The organism is Streptomyces sp. NPDC051738, assembly GCF_044453205.1.
In the GTDB taxonomy this organism is placed as follows: Bacteria; Actinomycetota; Actinomycetes; order Streptomycetales; family Streptomycetaceae; genus Streptomyces.
Genome location: NZ_JBITCM010000045.1, coordinates 1 through 16,980, shown reverse-complemented (window position 1 = coordinate 16,980; position 16,980 = coordinate 1). Strand labels below are relative to the sequence as shown.

At 71.7% G+C, this 16,980-nt stretch carries 13 protein-coding genes; 8 read left to right on the top strand and 5 right to left on the bottom strand.

Annotated elements, in window-relative coordinates; all coding sequences use genetic code 11:
* The first annotated feature begins 253 nt into the window (after positions 1–253).
* The 6 genes from ACIA8X_RS46595 (at position 254) to ACIA8X_RS46570 (ending at position 7,105) form a co-directional block, all read left to right on the top strand.
* Positions 254–1,486, top strand: coding sequence for a DUF4190 domain-containing protein (locus tag ACIA8X_RS46595; RefSeq protein ID WP_393462876.1), 1,233 nt, complete (start codon positions 254–256; stop codon positions 1,484–1,486).
* A 159-nt stretch (positions 1,487–1,645) separates the two neighbouring features.
* Positions 1,646–2,398 carry a GntR family transcriptional regulator gene (locus ACIA8X_RS46590; RefSeq protein WP_393462875.1) on the top strand — a complete coding sequence of 251 codons (753 nt, stop codon included), beginning with the start codon at positions 1,646–1,648 and terminating at the stop codon, positions 2,396–2,398.
* Between the two features lie 355 nt (positions 2,399–2,753).
* Positions 2,754–2,945 carry an SPOR domain-containing protein gene (locus tag ACIA8X_RS46585; RefSeq protein ID WP_393462874.1) on the top strand — a complete coding sequence of 64 codons (192 nt, stop codon included), beginning with the start codon at positions 2,754–2,756 and terminating at the stop codon, positions 2,943–2,945.
* Between the two features lie 26 nt (positions 2,946–2,971).
* On the top strand, positions 2,972–3,382 hold the full coding sequence (locus ACIA8X_RS46580) for a (deoxy)nucleoside triphosphate pyrophosphohydrolase (RefSeq protein WP_393462873.1): 411 nt from the start codon (positions 2,972–2,974) through the stop codon (positions 3,380–3,382).
* Positions 3,383–3,457: 75 nt separating this feature from the next.
* Positions 3,458–3,922, top strand: coding sequence for an ATP-binding protein (locus ACIA8X_RS46575; protein WP_393462872.1), 465 nt, complete (start codon positions 3,458–3,460; stop codon positions 3,920–3,922).
* A gap of 312 nt (positions 3,923–4,234) precedes the next feature.
* A complete protein-coding gene (locus ACIA8X_RS46570) occupies positions 4,235–7,105 on the top strand; it encodes a SpoIIE family protein phosphatase (RefSeq protein ID WP_393462871.1) in 2,871 nt (956 codons plus the stop codon).
* A gap of 328 nt (positions 7,106–7,433) precedes the next feature.
* Here ACIA8X_RS46570 and ACIA8X_RS46565 read toward each other — a convergent pair whose 3' ends face one another.
* Complete coding sequence (locus ACIA8X_RS46565) at positions 7,434–9,113, bottom strand: hypothetical protein (protein WP_399460782.1); 1,680 nt, start codon at positions 9,111–9,113, stop codon at positions 7,434–7,436.
* Positions 9,114–9,217: 104 nt separating this feature from the next.
* Between ACIA8X_RS46565 and ACIA8X_RS46560 the strand changes: the two genes are divergently transcribed.
* Positions 9,218–10,249 carry a phosphotransferase family protein gene (locus tag ACIA8X_RS46560; protein ID WP_399460781.1) on the top strand — a complete coding sequence of 344 codons (1,032 nt, stop codon included), beginning with the start codon at positions 9,218–9,220 and terminating at the stop codon, positions 10,247–10,249.
* A gap of 10 nt (positions 10,250–10,259) precedes the next feature.
* Here ACIA8X_RS46560 and ACIA8X_RS46555 read toward each other — a convergent pair whose 3' ends face one another.
* The 4 genes from ACIA8X_RS46555 to ACIA8X_RS46540 are packed head-to-tail and all read right to left on the bottom strand — an operon-like array spanning position 10,260 to position 14,131.
* A complete protein-coding gene (locus tag ACIA8X_RS46555; RefSeq protein ID WP_393462868.1) occupies positions 10,260–11,030 on the bottom strand; it encodes a succinate dehydrogenase/fumarate reductase iron-sulfur subunit in 771 nt (256 codons plus the stop codon).
* Positions 11,027–12,970, bottom strand: coding sequence for a fumarate reductase/succinate dehydrogenase flavoprotein subunit (locus ACIA8X_RS46550; protein ID WP_393462867.1), 1,944 nt, complete (start codon positions 12,968–12,970; stop codon positions 11,027–11,029). Before ACIA8X_RS46550 ends, ACIA8X_RS46555 begins: the two co-directional genes overlap by 4 nt.
* A 17-nt stretch (positions 12,971–12,987) precedes the next feature.
* The gene (locus ACIA8X_RS46545) at positions 12,988–13,809 is read right to left on the bottom strand and encodes a hypothetical protein (protein ID WP_399460780.1); all 822 of its coding nucleotides are present in this window, start codon (positions 13,807–13,809) and stop codon (positions 12,988–12,990) included.
* Between the two features lie 31 nt (positions 13,810–13,840).
* On the bottom strand, positions 13,841–14,131 hold the full coding sequence (locus tag ACIA8X_RS46540) for a hypothetical protein (RefSeq protein WP_393462865.1): 291 nt from the start codon (positions 14,129–14,131) through the stop codon (positions 13,841–13,843).
* A gap of 418 nt (positions 14,132–14,549) precedes the next feature.
* On the opposite strand from ACIA8X_RS46540, the gene ACIA8X_RS46535 reads away from it, so the two are divergent.
* Complete coding sequence (locus ACIA8X_RS46535; protein WP_399460779.1) at positions 14,550–16,844, top strand: ABC transporter family substrate-binding protein; 2,295 nt, start codon at positions 14,550–14,552, stop codon at positions 16,842–16,844.
* Positions 16,845–16,980: the final 136 nt, after the last annotated feature.

Sequence of the window (16,980 nt, the reverse complement as noted above, 5' to 3'; positions counted from 1 at the left end):
CCCCCCCCCCCCCCCCCCCCCCCCCCCCCCCCCCCCCCCCCCCCCCCCCCCCCCCCCCCCCCCCCCCCCCCCCCCCGGCCCCGACCCACCCACCGCACCCGCAGGCGCTACGCGCACCCCCACCCAACCCCCACAGGCCGCCGCAGGCATCCCACAACGCACCCGCCGGAGGCCCTCCCGGCTTACGATTCGCCCAGCCGTACGCCAGTTCTCGCCACCCGGCCCCGCCGCCCGACCCAGGAGCACGGTACTCGTGTCCATACCTCCGCCCCCCGGACCCCAGCAGCCCCAAGGGTCCCCGGAGCAGCCCCAAGGGCCGTACCCACAGGGCCAGTACCCACCACCGCCGCCGTACGCGTACCAGCCCTACGGCCCGCCTGGCCCGCACGGCCCGCACGGCCCCTACGGCCCACCCGGCCCCTACAGCCCCTACGGCACCCCCACCCCCGTCAACGGCGTAGCCATCGGCGCCCTCGTCCTCGGCATCCTGTGCTTCGTGCCGGCCATAGGCCTGGTGCTGGGCCTGATCGCGCTCGCGCAGATCAAGAAGAAGGGCGAGCGCGGCAAGGGCATGGCGATCGCCGGGTCCATCCTGTCCTCCGTCGGCCTGGCGCTCTGGGCGCTGGCGCTGGCCACCGGCGGCGCCGCCGACTTCTGGGACGGCTTCCGGGACGCCGCGAAGGGCGAGGGCACCGCCTTCGCGCTCGCCAAGGGCGACTGCTTCGACTCGCCGACCGGCAACCTGGAAGGGGACGCCTACGACGTCGACGAGGTGCCCTGCTCCGGCAAGCACGACGGCGAGGTCTTCGCCGTCATCACGCTGCCGGCCGGCGACTTCCCGGGCGACGACGAGGTCACCAACACAGCCGACGAGAAGTGCTACGCGCTCCAGGACGGCTATGCCATGGACACCTGGGCCGTACCGGACGACGCGGACGTCTTCTACTTCATCCCGACCGAGGAGAGCTGGCGCTTCGGCGACCACGAGATCACCTGCCTGTTCGGCAGCACGGACGAGAACGGCAAACTGACCGGCTCACTGCGCAACGACGCGTCGACGCTCGACACCGACCAGACCGCCTTCCTCTCCGCCACCAACGCCATCGACACGACGCTGTACGAGGAGCCCGAGAACTACGCCGAGGACGACCTCGCGGCGAACCGGGCCTGGGCGAAGAACGTCCACGCGGTGCTCGGCGAGCAGATCGAGGCCCTGCGCGGGCACGAGTGGCCGACGGGCGCGAAGCAGCCGGTCGCCGATCTGGTCGAGGAGATGGAGGCCGCCCGGAAGGAGTGGTCGCGGGCCGCCGCGGCGACCGACGCGGACACGTACTACACGCACTACGAGAGTGGGTATGAGTACGTCGACGGCCCCACCACCGTCACCGCGCGCAAGGCTCTGGGCCTGGACACCACCGTACCGACGTACGAGGACGACTCGGACAGTGGTGGCGGCAGCGATGGCGGCGGCGGCATCAATGTGTGAGCGGATGTGTGGCCGCGGCCATAGCGGGGAGAAAGTGCCTGCGTAAAGCCCTCCCCGGGCACAAGTCATCACATCGAGTGATTCTCTGGCCTCTGCTTGCATGGGACAACCCACGGTTGCCACGCTGTTGCTGTCTGTACAACCTGATGGGAGCGGCCAGTGACATTCGGTGAGCAGCCGGCGTACCTGCGCGTCGCGGGTGATCTCCGCAAGAAGATCACCGACGGTTCGCTGCCACCGCACACCCGCCTCCCGTCCCAGGCCAGGATCCGCGAGGAGTACGGCGTCTCGGACACCGTCGCGCTGGAGGCGCGCAAGGTGCTGATGGCCGAGGGCCTGGTCGAAGGACGCTCCGGGTCCGGGACCTACGTCCGTGAGCGCCCCGTGCCCCGCCGGATCGCCCGCTCCGGCTTCCGCCCGCCGAGCGGCGCCACGCCCTTCCGCCAGGAGCAGGCCGACGGCGAGGTCCGCGGCACCTGGGAGTCCAACAGTGCGCAGGCCGAGGCGAGCGTCGCCGTCGCCGAGCGGCTCGACATCCGGCCCGGCGAACGGGTCATGTGCACGCGGTACGTCTTCCGGGACGCCGGCGAGACGATGATGCTCTCCACCTCCTGGGAGCCCCTCGCCGTCACCGGCCGCACCCCCGTGATGCTGCCCGAGGAGGGCCCGCTCGGCGGCATGGGCGTCGTCGAGCGCATGGCGGCCATCGACGTCGTCGTGGACAACGTGACGGAGGAGGTGGGCGCGCGCCCCGGCCTCGCGGAGGAACTGCTGGCGTTGGGCGGCGTCCCCGGCCATGTGGTCGTCGTCATCCAGCGCACCTACTACGCGTCCGGCCGTCCCGTGGAGACCGCGGACGTGGTGATCCCCGCGGACCGCTACCGGGTCGCGTACCACCTCCCAGTGAAGTAGCGCACACCTTCACCGCAGTTGCCACCGTCAGGGCCCCAACTCCCGCCCCTTTCATAGCCGTTGGATTCTGGCCGTTCTCGCAGGTCGTAGCGGGTGCGTCCGGCATGCCTGTGACCGGATGCGTCGACGTCCGCGCACGGCGCACTCGATGCTGTGCGCCCCCTGCGACTTGGCTGGTTGCGTACCTCTTTGTGAAAAGGCGTATTCGCTGCGTAAAGGTTAGGCGTAGGCTCGGGCATATGCGGATTGCGGTTTCCTTAGCGGGCGGGGCACAGCACAGGCCGCGAGCGGGCCTTGGGCGGCTGCGGGCGGGAGAGAGCAGCCGGCTGTGGGCGGGAAGGAGCGGTGGGGCGCGATGAACGACAGCACGATCACTCTTCCTTGGCTCGTCGTCCGACAGGACGACAACGGCAATCGCTATCGCGTGGGCCGGTACGCGACACGGGCGGAGGCCCAGAAGATCGCGGACAGCCTCGACGGCCGCGGACACAAGCAGCTGTACTGGGTCGAGCGGATCGCACAGAACGGAAGCGGCGCCGAGGACTGACGACTCGCTCCCGTAGGCTCCGGCGCATGACGGAACGGATCGTGGTCGGTGCCGCGCTGCTGGACGGGGGCCGCCTGCTGGCGGCACGCCGCAGCGCGCCCGAGGAGCTGGCCGGACGCTGGGAGTTGCCCGGCGGGAAGGTCGAGCCCGGCGAAGCGCCCGAGGCGGCGCTTGTGCGGGAGCTTCGGGAGGAACTCGGCGTCGATGCCGAGGTGATCGAGCGGGTGCCGGGGCAGTGGCCCCTGAAACCCCCGTACGTCCTGCAGGTGTGGACAGCCCGCCTGCTGCCCGGCACCCCCGACCCCAAGCCCCTTGAGGACCATGACGCCCTGCGCTGGCTGGGGCCCGGGGAATTCTGGGACGTGGACTGGCTGGACCAGGATGTGCCCGCGGTTCGAGAAGTGGTCCAGCGGCTGGGGCGGGCTGAGTGGCCGTAGCAGGCTGAGGCGACCGCCGTTGAGGGCTGCCCGGCGGCCCCCGCCCCTGTGCGATATCGCCCCCGGATATCGGGTATGTGCCTACTAACCCCACGAAACCGGACATGGGCGGACCTGCTGGCCTGGGAAGTGATCGGCGTGATCGACACCGAAGGCGACGGCGCCGACTGGAGCTTTCCCGCAGAGCCCGGCGCGGTCCGCGCCGCGCGCGCCGCCGTCCGCGGTCGGCTGCGCGACTGGGGCCTGGACAGCCTCGCCGACATCACGGCGCTGCTGGTCAGCGAGCTGGTGACCAACTCCCTTCGGCACGCCACGGGCCCCATCGGCGTACGGCTGGTGCGCCCGGCCGCCCTCGGCGACGTCCTCCTGGTCGAGGTCTCCGACCCCCTCCCCGACCCGCCCCGCGAGCGCATCGCCCACCTTGAGGACGAAAGCGGGCGCGGACTCCAACTCGTGGCGCACTCCTCCCGGCGCTGGGGAACCCGGCCGGGCCGCAACGCGGGCAAGACGGTGTGGTTCGAGCTCGCGGTGCCGGAGTGACGGACGAACGCGTCCGCACCCCTGCCGCCGGGCCGGTTCTACAACCCGTCAGAGGCGTCCACTTCGCTGTACGTCCGCCCTCCCCCTGTCGAACGGTCTGGTTCAGGCCAGTGGCAGTTGGGCCGCGGCGTGATTCGACTGCGTGTCCGCTGGTTAGAAGACTGGAAGTGTTTCCGCGGCCGGGACCGAAAACCATCGGGAACGTGCTGTGATCGTGAACACCGTGTTGTGCGGGGCCGTAGTGCTGGATACTGCGGGCAGCCGCCGCCGGTGACCGGTGCCGGGCGCGGTGAGCTGGAGGGGACGGTTCGCGTGAGCGAGATACCAGCGAAGGCCACGGAGTCCGAGGACCCGTCGGACGGCGCGAGGACGAAGGCCGCGGGGGAGTGGGCGGCCTACGACACACAGGCCTCCCGAGCTTCACGGGCATCCCGAGCCACACAGGCCTCCCCAGCAACACGGGCGCCGGCCGCCGCCACCGAAGACGCCCGGGGCTCGCAGAACACACCGGTATCGCAGGACACACCGGCCTCCGGCGACTCACACCCCGCCCAGGGCGTGCGCGCGACCGCCCCCGGCAACCCCGGCTTCCCCTTCGATGAAGGCGCCCGCCCCGGCGACGCCGTCTGGCAGAGCAGCCCGCCCGGCTCGATCTACGACTACATCAAGGTCGCGTCCTTCTCCATCGGCCCCGACGGCCTGGTCGACCAGTGGAGTCTGCGTGCCGAGCAGGTCTTCGGCATCCCCGCCGAGCGAGCCGTCGGGATGGACCCCATAGAGGCGTTCATCGACCCCGACCTGCGCGAGCAGGGGCAGCGCAAGATGGCCGAGATCCTGGACGGGCGGGAGTGGACCGGAGTGGTCCCCTTCCGGATGCCGGACGATGCCGACGGGGGGCGCGGCAAGGACGGGCTCGCCGAGGTGTACGTCATGCCGACGCGGACGGAGGGCGGCGAGAAGGCCGCGGTCTGCATCGTGGTCGACGTCCGCACCCTCCGCCGTATGGAGACCGACCTCGCGGCCTCGCAGGCGATTTTCGGTCAATCTCCGTTCGGATTCGTGCTGATCGACCCCGAGTTGAAGGTCCGCCGCGCCAACCAGCGGTTCGCCTCCCTCTTCGGCGGCACCCCGGACGACCACCGCGGCCGCGAGGTCCACAACTACCTGCCCCGCGCCGAGGCCGACCGGGTCGCGGCCACCCTGCGCCGGGTGCTGGAGAGCGGCGACTCCATCACGGACATGCACGTCACGGGCTTTCTGCCCGGCTCCGACGAGCGCCGTCACTGGTCCGTCTTCCTCTACCGGGTGCACAGCGGCAGCGGCCGCCCCATCGGCATCGCCTGGCTCGGAACCGACATCACGGCCCGGCGCGCAGCCGCCCGCGAGGCCGCCGCAGCCCGGCGCAATCTCGCCCTGCTGAACGAGGCCGGTGCCCGCATAGGCAACTCCCTCGACCTGGAGACCACGGCCCGCGAACTCCTCGACGTCGTGGTCCCCGGTTTCTGCGACCTGGCCACGGTCGACCTCTACCAGGGTCTGCTGGCCGGCGACGAGACCCCGCCCGGCCTCGCCGACGGCAGCGCGGAGTTGCGCCGCGTCGCCTTCGCCAGCGCGGTCTCCGACGCGCCCTTCGTCGGTGGCGGCGTCCCCGTCGCGGTCGGCGCCGTCCACCACTACCCGTTCAACTCGCCCTGCGCGGACGCCCTGCGCACCGCCCGGCCGCAGCATGTGCCCGGCGAGGAGGGCGGCCTCGTCCAGTCCACGCTCGCCGTGCCGATGGTCGCCCACGACACGGTCGTAGGACTGGCGCAGTTCGCCCGGACGAAGGGCAGCGAGCCGTTCGGGGAACGGGATCGCGATCTGGCGGTGGAGCTGGCGGCGCGGGCGGCGGTCTGCATGGACAACGCCCGCCTCTACCGCCGCGAGCACGAGCGTGCGTTGATACTGCAACGGTCGCTGCTCCCGCCCGGGGACCCGGTCGCGTCCGGTCTGGACATCGCGTGCCGCTACCTGCCCGGCAATTCCTCCTCCGACCGCCCGAGCGAGGTGGGCGGGGACTGGTTCGACGTCATCGAACTTCCCGGGCACCGTACGGCGTTGGTCGTCGGGGACGTCATGGGTCGAGGCCTGCGCGCGGCCGTTGCGATGGGCGAACTGCGTTCGGCCGTACGAACGCTGGCTTTGCTCGACCTCGAACCGGCCGAAGTCCTCTCGGCGTTGGACGAGATCGCGCGGGGCCTCGGCGCCCCCGGCGGCGTCCAGCAGGCCACGCGGGCGGCCCGCCGCCCCCGCGAGGCGGACCTGTCCGAGGTGTACCTGGCGACCTGCGTGTACGCCGTCTACGACTCCGTCACGCGCCGCTGCACCTTCGCCAACGCGGGCCACCTCCCACCGGTCCTGGTCGAACCCGGCGAGGCGGCACTGATGCTCGACGTGCCGCCCGGGATGCCGCTGGGCGTGGGCGGCGAACCCTTCGAGGAGGTGGAGGTCGAACTGCCCGAGGGCGCGCTGCTGGCGCTCTACACGGATGGACTGGTCGAGTCCCGCGACCACCCCCTGGACGAGGGCCTCCAGGCCTTCGTGGGCGCGCTCACCGACCCGACCCGCCCGTCGCCCGACCACCACCCCTCAACGACGGCGCTGCGTGCCGACACCTCTCCAAACCTTGAGGACGTCTGCGACCACGTCCTCAACACCCTCGACAGCCACCACGGCGAGGACGACATCGCCCTGCTGATGGCCCGCGTCCAGGGTCTGCCCGCCGACTCGGTCGGCGACTGGACCCTCCCGCGCGAGCCGCGCAGCGTGGGCCGCGCCCGCGAGTACGCCCGGAACCGGCTGCTGTCCTGGGACCTGGAACCCCTGGTGGACACCACAGAACTCCTGGTCAGCGAACTGGTCACCAACGCCCTGCGCTACGGCGAGGGGGAGATCAGGCTGAGACTGCTGCTGGACCGCACCCTGGTCTGCGAGGTCTGGGACTCCGGCCTGGTCCAGCCCCGCCGCCGCCGCGCCCGCGACACGGACGAGGGCGGCCGAGGCCTCCAACTGGTCGGCCTCCTCAGCGCGGCGTGGGGCTCCCGCCGAACACCCCGCGGCAAGACGGTGTGGTTCGAACTCCCCCTACCGGACGGCGAGAACGGCCTGACGGATCCGGCGGAGGCGTTGCTGAGCCTGTTCTGAACGTGATCGGGCGGGGCGAGGGCGGTGGGTCCGCCGCCGCGAGGGCTTTGTTGCCGTAGTCGCGCCCGCGCGGGCGGGTCAGGGGCTGCGGATCCGCTCACGCGGGGCGGGGGGCGTACTGCCGCGTCGCGCCGGGGTGGGTGGCCCACCGGTGTCGGGGGCGGTCGGTAGTCGGCTTCCTGCCGGGTGGGACGCCTCCCGCGGCAGCGGATTCGTGCCCGCGGGCGGCGTATTACGGCATCGCGCCCGGAGTGAGTGCCCCGTAGTAGCTGACGGCGGCTGGGCTTCCTGCCCGGTGGGATGTCGCCGAGGGCGGCCGTGGGGCCGTTCACGGGGAGCGTGTGCCGCCGCGTCGTCCGCGTGTGCGGGGGCCGCCGAAACTGGCGGGGGTGTCGCCGCCCTGCTCCTCCCCTCCCAACAGGACCCCGCCGAGCACCGCTCCGGCGAGTCCGATGGCGTCCGTGCCGGGGCCGTCGACGGGGTGGCCGTGGGTGCGGATGTTCTGGTCGGCGAGGGCGTGGGCCTGTTGGGACAGGGTGTCGGCCGTGAGAAGGTCGGCGAGCTCCTGGCGTGCGCTTCGTCCGGAGGGTGCGGTCGGCGGGGGAGCCAGGAGCCGCCGGGCCTCCGCCAGCTGCGTGCGCGCCTCGTCGCCCACCGCGGCCCGATGTGTCGCGACGACGTCGTCCGCACCGGAGACGGCACCACGCGCGCACACCAGCGCGGCGGCCGAGAGCACCCCGGCCCGCCCCGCGACGACGGGCTGAACGCCCCGCACGATCCGCCGCAGCAGATCGAGGGGGTCGTACGGGCCGGCGGTCAGCTCTTCTCGTACGACGGCCAGGACGAGGTCGGCGTGCGTGACACGGGCGCGCAGCTCGCCGGGCGGGATGTCCGCGTACGCCTCTGCCACGCCCGTGGGCGACTCCCGCGCGCCGGCGAGCTCCACCTCCGAGCCGGTCAGCGCGGCCGGCACCATCGCCGCTGCAGTCGCGAGCTCGCCGGTGAGCCGGTCGATGCCGTCGATGAAGACGGCGGCCTGGGCGATGGCGCCCTCGGCCGCACGCAGGTGGCCCGCCGCCCGCTCGTTGTCACCCAAGTCGCCGCTCTGGCGGGTGTGGTTGAGGCGGGCCGTGGCGAACACCAGCCGGTCCTTGGCCTGCTCGATATGGCCCGCGACGGCGGCGGTGGCCGAGGGCGCGTACCGCTCACCGAGGGCGCGGAGGGCCGCGTCGGCGACCCCGGTGCGCCCCGCCAGCTCCCGGAACCGCCCCTCGGCGACGGCCAACGCCTCGCCCAGCCCACCGCCCAGGCCCGCCTCCAACCCCCGCACCTGGTCGAACGCGGCGGCCTGCCCATCCAGCAACCGCCCCGCCTCCTCACCCCGCCCGACGATCCCCGCCAGCACATGCCGCCTGGCCGCGGCCTCTCCCGGAACCCCGCCCTCGTACTGCCACCGCATCCGGAACGCGACCGCCAGCTCGGCCTCGGCGTCCCGCAGAACCCGCCTGAACGGCTCGACGTCCTCCGCCCCGAGCGCGGCGTCCGGACGGCCGGCGACGCCCCCGACCCGCCCCTCGACGAACCCGAGCTCCTCCCGACTGACCCGCACCCAGTCATCGGCCCCGACCAGCAAGGCCCGCGCCCGCTCATCGAGTTCCCCGGCCCCCGGCTCGCTGCCCTGAACCGCCGCCCCGCCCGGCGTCGTACGCCCCCGCGCCCGCCGCCTGCGCCGCAGGAACCCGTACCCCGCGAGCACCACCACCGCAACGAGGGCCAGCATCGGCATCACCAGGTCCGCGGCGGACGTCTCCCCGACCTCCCCCTGAGCCACCCCACCGGCGACGGGCCGCGCCGCCCCACCCCCAACCGGCTCCTCACCCTCTGCCACCACCCCCGACAACACCAGCCACACCACCCCGGCCACCCCACCCACCAGCGCATGCGCGACCCGCACGGATATGTGCGAGGCCCCGCGCCGTGGCCGGCCCCGTATCAAGGATGACGTCACATTTCGGAGCGTATGAGCAGGAATGCGCCCGCGCTACCGGGGTGCGTCCGGGGTGGAGTGGGGTGGAGTGCGGTGAAGGGAGCGGGGTGGGGAAGGATGTGCCGATGGACGAGGGGGATGCACAGGTGAAGCCACAAGACCGCCGCCGCCCGCGCCGCGCCCTCACGCCCGCCGACCTCGCCCCGCTCACCCGCGCCGCCCTCGGCCCCACCCGGACCCTCACCGCCGTGACCCGACTGCGCGGCGGCACCAAGAAGGGCGTCTACCGCCTCACCCTCGACGACGACTCGACCGCCATCGCCTACGTCTGGTCCGCGGACGAGGACTACTGGGACGCGGGCCCCTCCGACCTCCGCGACCCCTTCTCCCACGCCACCGGCTACCACCTGTTCACCGCGTCCCACGCCCGCCTGACCGCTGCTGGCGTCCGTACGCCCCGCCTCCTGCACGCGGACCCCACCCACGCCCACCTCCCCGCGGACGCGGCGATCGTGGAGGACCTCCCCGGCGAGACCCTGGAAGACCTGCTCGCCCGCGACCCGCACGCGGCAACCGAAGCCTTGCACCGCCTGGCGGCCCTGCTCGACACGCTGCACGCCTGCACCGGGCCCCGCTTCGGCAAGGTCGCCCTCGTGGACAACGGCGGTTCCTCGTACGGCGGTTCATGCGAGCAGCGCGTCACCGAGGGCGCCCTGCGCGACGTCGACGAGATCGCCCGGCGCGACCCCCGCGCGGCCGCCGCCCGCGAGGCGCTGGCGGACGCCGTCCACACCCTCGCCGCCGAGGTCCGCCCCCGCGAGCGCCACACCCTCATCCACGGCGAACTGGGCCCGGACCACGTCCGGTTGACGCCCGACGGCCATCCGGTGCTGATCGACATCGAGGGCCTGCTGTACTTCGACGTGGAGTGGGAGCACGCCTTCCTGGAGATCCGCTTCGGCCCGCGCTACGACGCCCTGCGTCCCCGTACCCTCGACCTCGACGAGCACCGCATGCGCCTCTACCGCCTCGCCATGCACCTCAGCCTCGTCGCCGGTCCGCTCCGCCTCCTCGACGGCGACTTCCCGGACCCGGAGCCGATGCGCGCGATCGCCGAGAACAACCTCCGACGCGCACTGGAGCTCGTGGCACCCTGACCGAACCGCTCTACGAAGACCTCCTCATGATCTTCGACCCCAGCCACACCAACGGGTCGTACTTGCGGTCGACCGCCCGTTCCTTCAAGGGAATCAGGGCGTTGTCCGTGATCTTGATGCCCTCGGGGCAGACCTCCGTGCAGCACTTGGTGATGTTGCAGTAGCCGAGCCCGTGTTCGTCCTGGGCCGTGGCCTTGCGGTCCAGGCCCGTTTCCGCGGCGGCGTCCAGCGGGTGCATGTCCAGTTCCGCGACCCGCATCAGGAAGCGCGGGCCCGCGAACGCGGGCTTGTTCTCCTCGTGGTCGCGGACCACATGGCAGGTGTCCTGGCACAGGAAGCACTCGATGCACTTGCGGAACTCCTGCGAGCGGTCCACGTCCTCCTGCATCATCCGGTACTCGCCGGGGGCCAGATCCTCCGGCGGTACGAAGGCCGGGACCTGCCGTGCCTTGTCGTAGTTGAAGCCGACGTTCGTCACCAGGTCCCGTACGACCGGGAACGCCCGCAGCGGGGTGACGGTGATCGTCTCCTCCCGCGTGAACACCGACATCCGCGTCATGCACAGCAGCCGCGGCCGGCCGTTGATCTCCGCCGAACACGAACCGCACTTGCCCGCCTTGCAGTTCCAGCGGACGGCGAGATCGGGCGCCTGGGTGGCCTGGAGGCGGTGGATGATGTCGAGGACGACCTCGCCGTCGTTCACCTCGACCTCGAAGTCCTCCAGGCCGCCGCCCTGCACATCGCCCCGCCACACCTTGAAGCGGGCCTCGTAGCTGCTCACTGGTAGAGCTCCTCTTCGGCGAGGTACTTGACCAGCTCCTCCTTGTCGAAGAGAGCCAGCAGGTCCGGGCGGACGGGGTCGGTGGTCTCACGCAGCAGGTCGATCTGGCCGCGTTCCGGGTCCATGGCGGCCAAGCCGCCCGTCGGGTCGGCCAGTTGGCACAGCAGGTTGATGTTGCGCCACTTGCGGTCCATCGTCGGATGGTCCTCGCGGGTGTGGCCGCCCCGCGACTCCGTGCGCTCCAGCGCCGCCCGCGCCACGCACTCGCTGACCAGCAGCATGTTGCGCAGGTCGAGCGCGAGGTGCCAGCCCGGGTTGAACTGGCGGTGGCCCTCGACGCCGGCCCGGCGGGCGCGTACGCGCAGGTCCGCGAGCTTTTCCAGGGCCTGCTCCATCTCGCCCTCGCGGCGGATGATGCCGACGAGGTCGTTCATGGTCTGCTGGAGCTCCTGGTGCAGGGTGTACGGGTTCTCCGGCGGGCGTCCGGCCTCCTCGCCCCCGACCGGGCCCTCCGCCGAGAAGGGCCGCAGTGCCTCCGCCGCCGCCGTGTCGACCTCCAGGTCGCTGACCTCGGGGCGTTCGAAGGCCTGTGCCGCCGCGTACTCGGCGGCGTGCCAGCCCGCCCGGCGCCCGAACACCAGCAGGTCGGACAGGGAGTTCCCGCCGAGCCGGTTCGAGCCGTGCATGCCGCCGGCCACCTCGCCGGCCGCGTACAGGCCGGGCACGCCCCGCGCCGCCGCCGTGTCCGACTCGACCGCGATGCCGCCCATCACGTAGTGACAGGTCGGCCCGACCTCCATCGCCTCCGCCGTGATGTCCACGTCCGCCAGCTCCTTGAACTGGTGGTACATGGAGGGCAGACGACGGCGGATCACCTCGGCGGGCATACGGGTGGAGACGTCCAGGAACACGCCGCCGTGCGGGGAGCCGCGGCCCGCCTTCACCTCGGAGTTGATCGCCCGGGCGACTTCGTCACGCGGCAGCAGCTCCGGAGGGCGCCGGTTGTTGTCCGGGTCCTCGTACCAGCGGTCGCCCTCCGCCTCCGACTCGGCGTACTTCTCCTTGAAGACGTCGGGGACGTAGTCGAACATGAACCGCTTGCCCTCGGAGTTGCGCAGCACCCCTCCGTCGCCGCGCACCGACTCCGTGACCAGGATCCCCTTCACCGACGGCGGCCAGACCATGCCCGTCGGATGGAACTGCACGAACTCCATGTTGAGCAGGGGAGCCCCGGCGAGCAGCGCCAGCGCGTGGCCGTCGCCCGTGTACTCCCACGAGTTCGACGTCACCTTGAAGGACTTGCCGATGCCGCCCGTCGCGATGACGACGGAGGGGGCTTCGAGGACGAAGAAACGGCCGGTCTCGCGGTCGTACGCGAAGACCCCGGAGACCCGGCTGCCGTCTTTCATGATCCTCGTGACCGTGCACTCCTGGTAGACCTTCAGCCGGGACTCGTACTCCCCGGTCTCCTTCTTGTCCTCCTGCTGGAGCGCGACGATCTTCTGCTGGAGGGTGCGGATCAGTTCCAGGCCGGTGCGGTCACCGACGTGCGCGAGGCGCGGGTACTCGTGGCCGCCGAAGTTGCGCTGCGAGATACGGCCGTCCTTCGTACGGTCGAAGAGCGCGCCCCACGTCTCCAGCTCCCACACCCGGTCCGGCGCCTCGCGCGCGTGCAGCTCGGCCATCCGCCACTGGTTGAGGAACTTGCCGCCGCGCATGGTGTCGCGGAAGTGGACCTGCCAGTTGTCGTGCTCGTTGGCGTTGGCCATGGCCGCCGCGATGCCGCCCTCGGCCATCACGGTGTGCGCCTTGCCGAACAGCGACTTGCAGATCACGGCCGTACGGGCGCCTCGTTCGCGTGCCTCGATCGCCGCACGGAGGCCCGCGCCTCCGGCGCCGACCACGACGACGTCCCACTCCTGTCGGTCGACCACGGACATCAGTCAGCCCCACCCATTCAGAAGAAGCGCGGATCGTCGAAGACCCCGGACGCGACGAGATAGACGTAGAAGTCGGCGAGCGCCACGCTCACCAGCGACGCCCAGGCGAGCTGCATGTGGCGGGCGTTGAGCTTCCCGATCCACTGCCACGCCTTGTACCGCACGGGGTGTTTGGAGAAGTGCTTGAGCTTGCCGCCGACGATGTGCCGGCAGGAGTGGCAGGAGAGGGTGTACGCCCAGATCAGCACGATGTTGACGAGGAACACGAGCGTGCCGAGGCCCATGTGGCCCCACTCGTAGTGCTCGTCACGGAAGGCGAGCACGGTGTCGTACGACAGGATCCCGGCCACCAGGAGCGCGGCGTAGAAGAAGTACCGGTGGATGTTCTGCAGGATCAGCGGGAACCGGGTCTCACCGGAGTACTTCTTGTGCGGCTCGGCCACCGCGCAGGCCGGGGGCGACATCCAGAAGCCGCGGTAGTAGGCCTTGCGGTAGTAGTAGCAGGTCAGGCGGAAGCCGAGCGGGAAGATCAGGATGATGATCGCGGGGGAGATGCCCCACCAGCTCCCGAAGAGGTCCCAGTTCGGCCCGGCGCGCATGGGCTCGCAGTTCTCCGCCAGACAGGGCGAGTAGAACGGGGAGACGTACGGCGCCGCGTAGTAGTGCGTGTTGGCGAAGGCCCGCCACGTCGAGTACACGATGAACGCCAGCAGACCGGCCGCGGTGGCGGCGGGGGCCAGCCACCAGCGGTCGGTCCGCAGGTGCGGGGCTTCGATCGCGGCGCGCGTACCGGTTCGTACGCCGCCGCTGTTCAGATGGGGTTCCGTACCAGTGGCCAATGGATGACTCCGGTCGGGTCAGGGGGAGGGATCAGGGGGCGCGGCGGTCCCGGGCGCCGAGACCCTCGTCATCCGTGTCGATCCACAGAGAGTCGTCGTACGGCGTGTCGGGGATGGTGACGAGCTCCGGCCTGCGCTGCGCGCCCGGGGACGCCGCGGAATCCCGCAGCAGCGCCACACTTTCGCGCAGATGGTCGGCGTCGGTGCGCACACGGCGCATCTCCAGCCCGCCGGTGCCCAGCTGCTGCTCCAGCCGGCCCACGGACCGGGCCAGATCGTCGAGGCAGCGCTGGACAGCTGTCAGGTCGTCTTGCACGGACATGACGTGACCTCACTTCCGTGGGCCTGCGGCCCTTGGTGGCAACGTTCATGCGCCTGCGAGTGTTGCGCGTCACACCTGTCGCTGTGAAGGCATGTGCAGCGATTGGCGGATTGCACGCCTCCGACGCGCGCCCGCATGCGCTCTGTGTACGCCGGTGGGCCGGGGGGAGTGCGGGGGCGCGCCGCGCTCCCTCCGCGTGGGAGCGGGTTGCTCCACACGGGTGGCCTTGCGCGTCCCCGTCGCCGTGTCGGCTCCGCCGGGCGAACCCTTTCCTCTTCAGTGGGGGCCCTTAGATCTGATCAACTCCAAAATACCGCCAAACGTGATCAGAACGTACTTATCGTCACCGGCGGGAGAGTCGCTCCCCGGAGGTACCGAGATGTCCCACGACGGCAGCGCCCCGAAGGGGCGCGGGGAAATGCGCGACCGGCCACGACGGGCCCGCACACGATCGACGGCCGATCGCGGGCTCTCTCGCGGAGCGCTTCGTTCCGTCGGCTTCCTCGCCGCGGGCGTGCTCGCGGTGCCCGCGCTCGCCGGGTGCAGCGACCCGGACCCGGCCGGAAAGCCGCTCGCCGGGCAGGACATCGGATCGGCCGCCCGGGCACAGATCTCCGACGGCGGCACGCTGCGGTGGGCCGTGGACGCCGTGCCGGAGACGCTGAACACCTTCCAGTCGGACGCCGACGCGGCCACCACCCGGATCGCGCAGGCCACCCTGCCCTCGATGTTTAGGCTCGATCAGGGCGGCCGTCCGGAGCGCAACCCGGACTACCTGGAGTCCGCCAAGATCGTCGAGACCGAGCCCAAGCAGGTCGTCCTGTACAAGCTCAACCAGCAGGCCGTCTGGAGCGACGGCCGGGAGATCGGCGCCGCCGACTTCGCCGCCCAGTGGCGGGCCCTGTCCGGCAGGGACAGCGCCTACTGGACCGCCCGCAACGCCGGCTACGACCGGATCGAGAAGATCGAGCGCGGCAAGGGCGATCTGGAGGTCCGGGTGACCTTCGCACGGCCGTACGCGGACTGGCGGTCGCTGTTCTCGCCGCTGTACCCGAAGGAGGTCATGGGTACGCCGGACTCGTTCAACGACGGGGCGCGGGGGAAGCTGAAGGTCAGCGCCGGGCCGTTCGCCCTGAAGAAGATCGACCGCAAGAACGACCAGGTACGGCTCACCCGCAACCCCCGCTGGTGGGGACAGCGGCCCAAGCTGAACGAGATCCTGCTGCGGGCCGTGCCGCGCGACGAGCGCGCCGCCGCGCTGGCCGCCGGACATCTCGACCTGGCCGAGATCGACCCCGCCGCCGCCCGGCGCATCGCGCTCGCCGCGCCGCCGCGGGCCGCGACGGCCAGTGCCGGCGGTACGCCGGTCGCCTCCGGTTCGCCGCTGATGGGCCCCGACCGGCGCCGGACGACCCCCGAGCAGCGGCGCGAGGCCGCGGCCTTCCGGGGCTTCGAGGTGCGCAAGTCCCTGGAACCGACCTACACCCAGCTCGCCCTCAATGGCGCCGAGGGTCCGCTCGCCGACGAACGGGTGCGCCGGGCCGTGGCCCGCGCGATCGACCGCAAGGAGCTGGCGAAGCTGGTCCTGGCCCCGCTGGGCCTGCCCGCGGAGCCGGTCGGCAGCCACCTCGCGCTGTCCGGCCAGTTCGCGTATGCCGACAACAGCGGGGCGATCGGCGGCCAGGACACGGAGGAGGCACAGGCGCTGCTCGCGGACGCGGGATGGGTGCCGGGCGGGCCGATCAAGGAGGAGAAGAAGGGGGAGAAGGCGGCGGGGGCGGAGGGGAAGAAGTCCGGGAAGGCGGAGAAGGCCGAGAAGGCCGAGAAGGCCGAGAAGGACGCTCATAAGGGCGCCGACAAGGACGCTGAGAAGCGTGCCGACAAGGGCGCCGAGAAGGATGCGGACAAGGGTGCCGACAAGGGCACCAAGAAGGACGCCGGGAAGCACTCGGCGTCGCCGGGCGGGGACGACGGGACGTACGTCGTCGGCGGGGACGACAAGGCCGACGGCGACGAGGGCCGCGAGGGGAAGCACCTCGCCCAGGACGGCAAGCAGTACGGCAACAGCCAGCTGCAGCAGGGCGCGGCGCCCGGTGCCTACGCCCCCCAGGGAACCCCCGCGCCGGCGGGCGCGGCGGCCCGGCCGCTGGCGAAGGGCGGCAAGCCGCTGACGCTGCGCTTCGTGGTGCCGGCGGGGGAGGGCTCCCAGACGCTGCGCACGGTGGCGGACCGGATCGGCCTGATGCTGGAGCGGGTCGGCATCCGCACGGCGATCATCAAGGTCTCGGACGAGAGCTACTTCAAGGACCACATCGCGTCCGGCCAGTACGACCTGGCCCTCTACTCCTGGCCCACCTCCGCCTATCCGGCCACCGACGCCCGTCCCATCTACGCCAAGCCGGTCCCGGCCGCCGACGGCTCGCTGAACGTCGAGCAGAACTACACGCGCGTCGGCACCGACCAGGTCGACCAGCTCTTCGACCAGGCGATCGCCACCCTCGACGAGTCAGAGTCGCGCTCCCTGATCCGCAAGGCCGACTCCCGTATCTGGGCGGCGGCCGGATCGATCCCCCTCTACCAGCGCCCCCAGCTCACGGCGGCGAGGACGAACGTCGCCAACGCGGGTGCCTTCGGCTTCGGGACGCCGCTGTACGAGGACATGGGCTTCCTGAAGAAGGGGACGAGGCCTTCGGCGAGTGCGTCGTCGGACTGACCTTTCCTCGCCCCCGCCGCCCCTACCCGTCCCGTCCCTGAGGGCTCCGCCCCCAGACCCCCGTTTCGGCCCTGAAGGGGCCTCGTCCTCAAACGCCGGACGGGCTGAACTACTCAGCCCCTCCGGCGTTTGAGGA

What these genes read in the sequence shown, in the direction of transcription:
- ACIA8X_RS46560 (WP_399460781.1), top strand. Translation starts at nt 9,218, where the DNA reads ATGGACGAGGGGGATGCACAGGTGAAGCCACAAGACCGCCGCCGCCCG.
- ACIA8X_RS46550 (WP_393462867.1), bottom strand. Translation starts at nt 12,970, where the DNA reads ATGTCCGTGGTCGACCGACAGGAGTGGGACGTCGTCGTGGTCGGCGCC.
- ACIA8X_RS46585 (WP_393462874.1), top strand. Translation starts at nt 2,754, where the DNA reads ATGAACGACAGCACGATCACTCTTCCTTGGCTCGTCGTCCGACAGGAC.
- ACIA8X_RS46535 (WP_399460779.1), top strand. Translation starts at nt 14,550, where the DNA reads ATGCGCGACCGGCCACGACGGGCCCGCACACGATCGACGGCCGATCGC.
- ACIA8X_RS46580 (WP_393462873.1), top strand. Translation starts at nt 2,972, where the DNA reads ATGACGGAACGGATCGTGGTCGGTGCCGCGCTGCTGGACGGGGGCCGC.
- ACIA8X_RS46540 (WP_393462865.1), bottom strand. Translation starts at nt 14,131, where the DNA reads ATGTCCGTGCAAGACGACCTGACAGCTGTCCAGCGCTGCCTCGACGAT.
- ACIA8X_RS46575 (WP_393462872.1), top strand. Translation starts at nt 3,458, where the DNA reads ATGTGCCTACTAACCCCACGAAACCGGACATGGGCGGACCTGCTGGCC.